This window comes from Kitasatospora sp. MY 5-36, from assembly GCF_001182915.1.
In the GTDB taxonomy this organism is placed as follows: Bacteria; Actinomycetota; Actinomycetes; order Streptomycetales; family Streptomycetaceae; genus Kitasatospora.
This window is the reverse complement of record NZ_LFVW01000604.1, coordinates 1-6,771: the sequence shown is the minus strand read 5'-3', so window position 1 is coordinate 6,771 and position 6,771 is coordinate 1. Positions and strand designations below refer to the sequence as shown.

Annotated in this window: 6 protein-coding genes and 1 pseudogene; 5 read left to right on the top strand and 2 right to left on the bottom strand. The window is 73.2% G+C overall.

What is annotated here, in order from left to right:
• A pseudogene (locus tag AE652_RS31365) lies at window positions 1-357 on the bottom strand (S9 family peptidase); the annotation flags it as partial.
• 340 nt (window positions 358-697) lie between these two features.
• Here AE652_RS31365 and AE652_RS31360 point away from each other — a divergent pair.
• The gene (locus AE652_RS31360; protein WP_049657689.1) at window positions 698-1,762 is read left to right on the top strand and encodes a polyprenyl synthetase family protein; all 1,065 of its coding nucleotides are present in this window, start codon (window positions 698-700) and stop codon (window positions 1,760-1,762) included.
• 40 nt (window positions 1,763-1,802) lie between these two features.
• Here the strand turns inward: AE652_RS31360 and AE652_RS31355 are convergent, their stop codons facing one another.
• On the bottom strand, window positions 1,803-2,798 hold the full coding sequence (locus AE652_RS31355; RefSeq protein WP_049657682.1) for a LuxR C-terminal-related transcriptional regulator: 996 nt from the start codon (window positions 2,796-2,798) through the stop codon (window positions 1,803-1,805).
• A gap of 162 nt (window positions 2,799-2,960) precedes the next feature.
• Between AE652_RS31355 and AE652_RS31350 the strand changes: the two genes are divergently transcribed.
• The 4 genes from AE652_RS31350 to AE652_RS31340 all read left to right on the top strand — a co-directional run bounded on the left by AE652_RS31350 (window position 2,961) and on the right by AE652_RS31340 (window position 6,714).
• Entirely contained in the window at window positions 2,961-3,314 is a 354-nt protein-coding gene (locus AE652_RS31350) for a hypothetical protein (RefSeq protein WP_063780328.1), read from the top strand.
• A 148-nt stretch (window positions 3,315-3,462) separates the two neighbouring features.
• A complete protein-coding gene (locus AE652_RS45510) occupies window positions 3,463-3,621 on the top strand; it encodes a hypothetical protein (protein WP_159028600.1) in 159 nt (52 codons plus the stop codon).
• Window positions 3,622-3,817: 196 nt separating this feature from the next.
• A complete protein-coding gene (locus tag AE652_RS31345; protein ID WP_049657681.1) occupies window positions 3,818-5,155 on the top strand; it encodes an FG-GAP-like repeat-containing protein in 1,338 nt (445 codons plus the stop codon).
• Between the two features lie 29 nt (window positions 5,156-5,184).
• Window positions 5,185-6,714, top strand: a complete 1,530-nt coding sequence (locus AE652_RS31340) for an FG-GAP-like repeat-containing protein (protein ID WP_049657678.1) — start codon at window positions 5,185-5,187, stop codon at window positions 6,712-6,714.
• The last annotated feature ends 57 nt before the right edge of the window (window positions 6,715-6,771 follow it).

The window sequence follows — 6,771 nt, the reverse complement described above, 5'->3', positions numbered from 1 at the left end:
GTCGACGCCGACGGCCACCGCCGCGAGCGCGCCCGTCCGGTCGAAGGCGACGCCGTAGGCCCGCCCGGGCGGCACACCGTGCAGCGCCGCGCCGCCCGCTCCGCCTGCTCCGCCCGCGAACGGCTCGCGCCACCACCGCCCCTCCCCGGCGCTGTCGGCGTCGAACCACCAGATGGCCTCGCCGTCCGGTTCGATCTCGCTGAGGTGGACGCCTTCCGGTCGGTCGGTGACCACCCGGCGCCGCCCCGTCCCCAGGTCCCAGGCGACCGCCTGCCAGCGCTCCTCGACGAGCCGGGTCTCGACCGCGCGGTCGGCCGCGAGTGCGGCGAAGCCGGGGGACTGGAACGCCTGCGTCATGGACCCGGCCCTTCCGGCTCGACGGCTCGATGGTGGGAACAGGCTGCGCTGAACGTCCCGGGGCTGGTGCGCCGGTGTGAAGGTCCGGTGAACCAGCGTGAAGAAAGGGTCACTTGCGGAAGATTGCGGCCACTCTAGGGAGACGCCGTGGCGGCGACCAGACCTTTCGCACAGTTGGCCGAAAGACGGCTGAAGTGACCGCCGGTAGGCGGTGATGCGGATGCGCCGGCAAGTCGCGGAGGCCACCGGCAACGGCCGCCCGCCCACGGGCCCGCCCCGACCCCGGCCGCGCGGCTGCGCCCGTACGGATGCGAGGCTGGGCCCCGTGAACGAGACGATCATGGCAGCCGCCCGCGAACGAGCCGCCGGACACCGGCGCCGGTTCGACCTCCGCTTCGAGGCCTACTTCGCCGCCCTGCCGGAGCGCCTCGACACGCCGCCGCTCAGCCGCTTCACCCCGCGCTGCCTGGAGCTGCTGCGGGACCTCTCACTGCGCGGCGGCAAGCGCCTGCGGGTCGCCCTGCTGTACGAGGCCGCCCGACTGGTGACGACCGACCCGGTGCCCGGCCTGGCGGAGGCCGCGCTGAGCATCGAACTGCTCCAGACGCACGGGCTCGTCCACGACGACATCATCGACGACGCGCCCGTACGCCGCGGCGGCCCCTCCACCTACTACGCCTACCGCCGGGAGTTCCCGGAGGCGGACCGCACCGCCCTCGGCCTGGCCGTCCTGGCCGGTGACCTCGCCGCCTTCCTGTCGATGCGGGTCCTGCTGGAGGCGGACGTCCCCGCCGAGCTGCGCCAGGCGATGCTGGAGGTGCAGCTGAACGCGGGCGCCGAGACCGTCACCGGCCAGATCGTCGACCTCGAACGCGATTTCCGGTCGCTCCCGGACGAGGAGTTCCTGCACACCGTCTGCGAGTACAAGTCCACCCGGTACTCGGTGCTCGCCCCGCTGCGGCTGGGGCTGCTGGCCGCCGGCGCGGACCTGGCCGCCCACGACGCACGGCTGCGCCGCTACGCGACCCTGGTCGGCATCGGCGGCCAGCTGCGCGACGACTACCTCGACCTGTTCGGCGACGAGGACGCCACCGGCAAGTCCACCGGCGCCGACCTCCGCGCGGGACGCCGCAGCTACGCCGTGAGCGCCCTGCTCGCCGCCGCGGACGAGGCCCAGCGGGCCGTGGTGGAGTCCGCGCTCGGCGACCCGCAGTGCCCGGACGACACGGTCGAGCGGGTTCGCGAGCTGGCCCGGCGGCTGGGCGTGGACGGCAGGCTCCGCTCCGACATGCGCCGCTGCGCCGAGGCGGCCCGCGCCGAGGCCGAGGGCTGGCGCCCGCACTGGCGGGAGGAGGCGGTGGCCTTCTTCGCGGGCCTGCCGCTGTCGAACGTGGTGCCGGACTGACCGGGCGGCGCGGGCTCCTGCACTCCGGGAAGAGCGCCGCTCAGACGCGGGCCGGGAGCCAGCCGTGCTGGACGGCGCGCACACCGGCCTCGAACCGGCTGCGGGCGCCGAGCCGCTCCATCAGTTCCGTGGCGATCCGCCGCGCCGTGCGCGGCGAGACGCCCAGCCGCTTGGCGATCGCCTCGTCGGTGTGCCCCTCGGAGAGCAGCCGCAGGGCGGCCGACTCCTGGCCGCTGAGGCCCCGGGAGTCGCGGACGGCGGGGCCCACCAGGGGCCGCGCGGCGTCCCAGACGTTCTCGAACAGGGCACACAGGGCCGTCAGCGTGCCGTGGCCGGTCAGCACCACGGCCGCCGCCGCCGTGTCGTCGCTGTTCACGGGGATGACGGCGGTGGCGCGGTCGACCACGATCATTCGCGTCGGCAGCGACGGCACGACCCGCACCTGTCCGCCCCGCGCGGCGAGCCACGCGGTGTAGGCGACGGTCGGAGCGCTGTTGCCCGCGCTCTCCAGGTAGACGGTACGGATCTTCACGCCGCGCCCGAGCAGCTCCTCGTCGAGCGGACGGGCCGCCTCGATGCTCTCCGGCGTGTGGGCGCCGTCGGGGGCGAAGGTCATCACCTCGTCCCTCACCTCGCGGGTGAGGGACGCCAGCCGGTCTCGGATCGCGTCCAGGCCGACCAGGTGCTCGACCCCGGCGTGCGCGGTGGCCGGACGGAGGTCCGAGAAGTCGGCGATGAGCTGCGCCGCCGCGACCCGGGAGGCCTCGATCCGCTGCTGCTGGACCGCCAGTTCGGCCTGTTGGCGGGCCATCAGGATCTCCATGCCGACGTCCGGCGAGACCGCGCGCAGCGCTCCGTCCCGCTCGTGCGAGGGCCGGACCAGGGCGAGCTCGCTGAGGGTGTCCAGCGCCGAGCGCACCTGCGCCTCGGTCAGTCCGACCGCTGCGCAGAGCCCCAGCACACCGTCCTGGGGACGGGCCAGCATGGCCCTGTACACGGCTTCCGAAGCGGTGTCCAAGCCCAGAACAGCCAGCATTTCCTACCCCCCGGTAGCGGTCCTGTGAACGATGCGCGCATGATCATCGCACGAAGATCCGCAGCTGGACCAGGGCTATCCCGTGGACCGTTCCGGCCACGGCCCGAAGCGTCCCGGGCGACCCCCTGTGCTCCGTCCGCGCGGCCTGGGAACGTCGGAGGCATGTACCTGATCCACGTTCAGCTGCTCGCCCCGGAGGGGGCACCCCTGCCCGACGGCGTCGCCGACCTCGTCCGGTCCGTGGCGACCCCCGCGGACCGGCTGGAGCACGTCGCCGTCCACCCGCACGCCGTCCCCGACCCGGTGCTCGGCCTGTACCTCCTCGCCGACGGCCTCGCCGACGCCGAGTCCCGGGCCGCAGGGCTCTGCGAGCGGGCCGTGGCGTCCGCCGCACCGCTGCACGGCTGGTCCGTGGCCCGGGCCGGCGCCCCGCTCGTCTCCCCGTTCTACGAGCTGGAACTGTCCCGATCCGGCCCCGCTGGACGGAACCGGCAGGGGACGTTTCCGTCCACCTGACATCCCTTCCGTCCGCCCCGGGCCCACGGCCAAGGTAGTGATCGCCGGCCGGGAGCACCGACCGGCAAGGCCACCAGGACGAAGCGTCACCGTGGGACGCACGGTCCGGCCGCCCCCACTCGGCCCACCTCCGTGGAAGGACCCCACCATGCTGCGCACCCGTCTCGCCAAGGCCGCCGCGGTCGTCACCCTCGCCGTCGCCGCCGCGCTGCCCGTCGTCGCCCTCTCCGTCGCCGGGCACGCCACCGCCTCCGTCTCCCGCGTCGAGGCCGCCGACATGCACGACGAGAACATGATCTGGCAGTAGCCGGCACCGCCGCGGGCGCCCACGACCGCTGCTCCTGCAGGGCAGCCGTCCCGCCCCGCGCCCACTGAACACCGGTCCCGGTCTCCGGCGGGCCGGCACGGTCTCCGTGCCCGTCGCCACCGCCCGACCCGCGGACCGCCCCTCACCGTCGCGCCACGCCTGTCCCCGCCATGCCCGAAACAGGAGAAAACCCACCATGCGCAAGCGTTCCCTCCGCACGCTGGTCACCGCCGCCTTCGCCACCGCCGCGGTCACCCCCGTCCTCATGCTGACGGGAGCCCAGATCGCCGTCGCCAGCGTCGGGTCGAACATCGTCGGCACCGCCGAGGCCAACCTCGGCCACGGCGCCTGCGACACCAACAGCGCCGGCGGCAGCGGCTACTACACCAGCTGCGGCGAGAACTGGTGCGCCGACTTCGCCCGCTGGGTCTGGGCGCAGAACGGCGTCAACGTCTCGGGGCTGACCTCCGGGGCCGGCAGCTTCGGACAGTACGGCTCCGGTCTGCACTCGACCCCCCGCGTCGGTGACGCCGCCGTCTTCAACTACAACGGCTCCGACTACGCGGAGCACGTCTCGCTGGTCGTCTCGGTCAACTCCGACGGGTCCGTCGGCACCATCGGCGGCAACCAGGGCAACAGCCAGGTCACCCGCGGCACCATCACCGCCGGCGGGATGTACGGGTCGAAGCACGTCAGCGGCTACGTGTCGCCGATCGGCGGCCGGGGGTCCTCGGCCGGTACGGAGTCGGGTGGGGCGGGGCGGGTGCGGTGGGCGGACTTCGACGGTGACGGCCGTGCGGACTACGTCATCCTCAATGACAACGGTTCGGCGCGGGTGTTCCTGAACAAGGGTGGTGACGGCCACGGTGGTTGGAGCGACCTGGGGCAGGTCACGACGGGGATGACGAGCGACCGTAGCCGGGTGCGGTTCGCGGATTACGACGGTGACGGCCGTGCGGACTACATCCTGATCAACGGTGACGGGTCCGTCCGGGTCTTCCTGAACAAGGGTGGTGACGGCCACGGTGGTTGGAGTGACCTGGGGCAGGTCGCGACGGGGCTCACCGCCAACCCCGCCCAGGTGACCTTCGCGGACTTCGACGGTGACGGCCGCACCGACTACGTCATCACCCAGCCGGACGGTGCGGTGGGTGTCTTCCGCAACACCGGGATCGGCAGCTGGAGCGACCTGGGCAAGGTGGCCGGCGGTGTCACCAGCGACACCTCGCGGATCAAGTGGGCGGACATCGACGGTGACGGGCGTGCCGACTACAACATCGTGAACCCGGACGGCTCCATCACCAGCTACGTGAACCACGGTGGTGACACCGGTGGTGGCTGGACCCTGCGTTCCAAGATCACCACCGGTCTGACCAGCAACCAGAACACCGTCGACCTGGCCGACATCAACGGTGACGGCCGTGCGGACTACCTCGTGACCACCGGTCCGACCACCGCCTTCCTCAACAACGGCGGAGACGACCGGAACAACCCCGGCTGGATCGACTACGGCCAGATCGCCGCCGGCGCCTGAACCGCGACCGGAAACAGGGAAGGAACCCCGTGAAGCGCACCACCACGCTCGCCACGGCCGCGGTGACCGCAGTGGCCGCACTCGCCGCCGTGGCCCCCACCGCGTCCGCCGCCGCACCGACGCCCGCCCCGGTCCTGCGGGTGATGCCGCTCGGCGACTCGATCACCGCCGGGTACCGGAGCACCACCGACGCCGGGTACCGCGGACCGCTCGCCGACCTGGTGGCCCAGCAGAACCGCTACACCGTCGACCTGGTGGGCTCGCGCGGCAACGGCGCGGTGCTCGACCCGGACAACGAGGGCCACAGCGGGTCCATGGTCAACGACCTTCTGGCCGGAGTCGACGGATGGCTGGCCGCCGCCCAGCCGGACGTCGTCCTGCTCCACATCGGCATCAACGACCTGGACCGGGGCACCGACAAGGCGCACGCCGCGGACCGGACGTCGGCGCTGATCGACCGGATCCTGGCCGACCGGCCGGGGGTGACCGTCCTCGTGATGGGCCTGATCCCGACCACACCGAACCTGACCGCCCAGGTGGCCGACTACAACAGCGCCCTGAGCCAGGCCGTCCTCGCGAAGCAGGCCCAGGGCCGCAAGGTCCGCTACACCGCCGCGCCCGCGCTGACCCCGGCCGAGATGGCCGACGGCCTGCACCCCGACGACCTGGGCTACCAGCGGCTGGCGCAGACCTTCGACCAGGCCCTGGACCGCGCCTTCACGGACGGCCTGGCCGCCCCGGCCCCGGTGCACCACGCCGGTACGGAGTCGGGCGGGGCGGGCCGGGTGCGCTGGGCCGACTTCGACGGCGACGGCCGCGCCGACTACATCGTCCTCAACGACGACGGCTCGGCGCGGGTGCTCCTCAACAAGGGCGGTGACGGCCACGGCGGCTGGAGCGACCTGGGGCAGGTCACGACCGGGATGACCAGCGACCGCAGCCGGGTCCGCTTCGCCGACTTCGACGGCGACGGCCGCGCGGACTACATCCTGATCAACGGTGACGGGTCCGTCCGGGTCTTCCTGAACAAGGGCGGTGACGGCCACGGCGGCTGGAACGACCTCGGCCAGGTCGCGAGCGGGCTCACCACCGACCCCTCCCAGGTCACCTTCGCCGACTTCGACGGCGACGGCCGCGCCGACTACCTCATCACCCAGCCGGACGGCGCCGTGGGCGCCTTCCTCAACCGGGGCGGCGACGGCCACGGCGGCTGGATCGACGACGGCAAGGTCGCCGGCGGTCTCACCACCGACCGCGGCCGGGTCCGCTTCGCCGATCTCGACGGTGACGGGCGGGCCGACTACAACGTCATCAACCCGGACGGCTCCATCACCACCTTCCTCAACAAGGGCGGCGACGGCCACGGCGGCTGGACCGACTACGGCCGGACGGCGACCGGGCTCACCACCGACCAGGCCACGGTGGCGCTGGCCGACATCAACGGTGACGCCCATGCCGACTACCTCGTCACCACCGGCCCCACCACCGCCTTCCTCAACAACGGCGGTGACGGTCACGGCGGTTGGACCGACTACGGCCGGATCGCGGCGGGCGTCTGAGCCGGCGGGTCGTTGATCGACCCGCGTGGCGCGATGCGCGGGGCGGTGGTCTTCGCG

What these genes read in the sequence shown, in the direction of transcription:
- AE652_RS31355 (WP_049657682.1), bottom strand. Translation starts at nt 2,798, where the DNA reads ATGCTGGCTGTTCTGGGCTTGGACACCGCTTCGGAAGCCGTGTACAGG.
- AE652_RS31360 (WP_049657689.1), top strand. Translation starts at nt 698, where the DNA reads ATGGCAGCCGCCCGCGAACGAGCCGCCGGACACCGGCGCCGGTTCGAC.
- AE652_RS31350 (WP_063780328.1), top strand. Translation starts at nt 2,961, where the DNA reads ATGTACCTGATCCACGTTCAGCTGCTCGCCCCGGAGGGGGCACCCCTG.
- AE652_RS45510 (WP_159028600.1), top strand. Translation starts at nt 3,463, where the DNA reads ATGCTGCGCACCCGTCTCGCCAAGGCCGCCGCGGTCGTCACCCTCGCC.
- AE652_RS31345 (WP_049657681.1), top strand. Translation starts at nt 3,818, where the DNA reads ATGCGCAAGCGTTCCCTCCGCACGCTGGTCACCGCCGCCTTCGCCACC.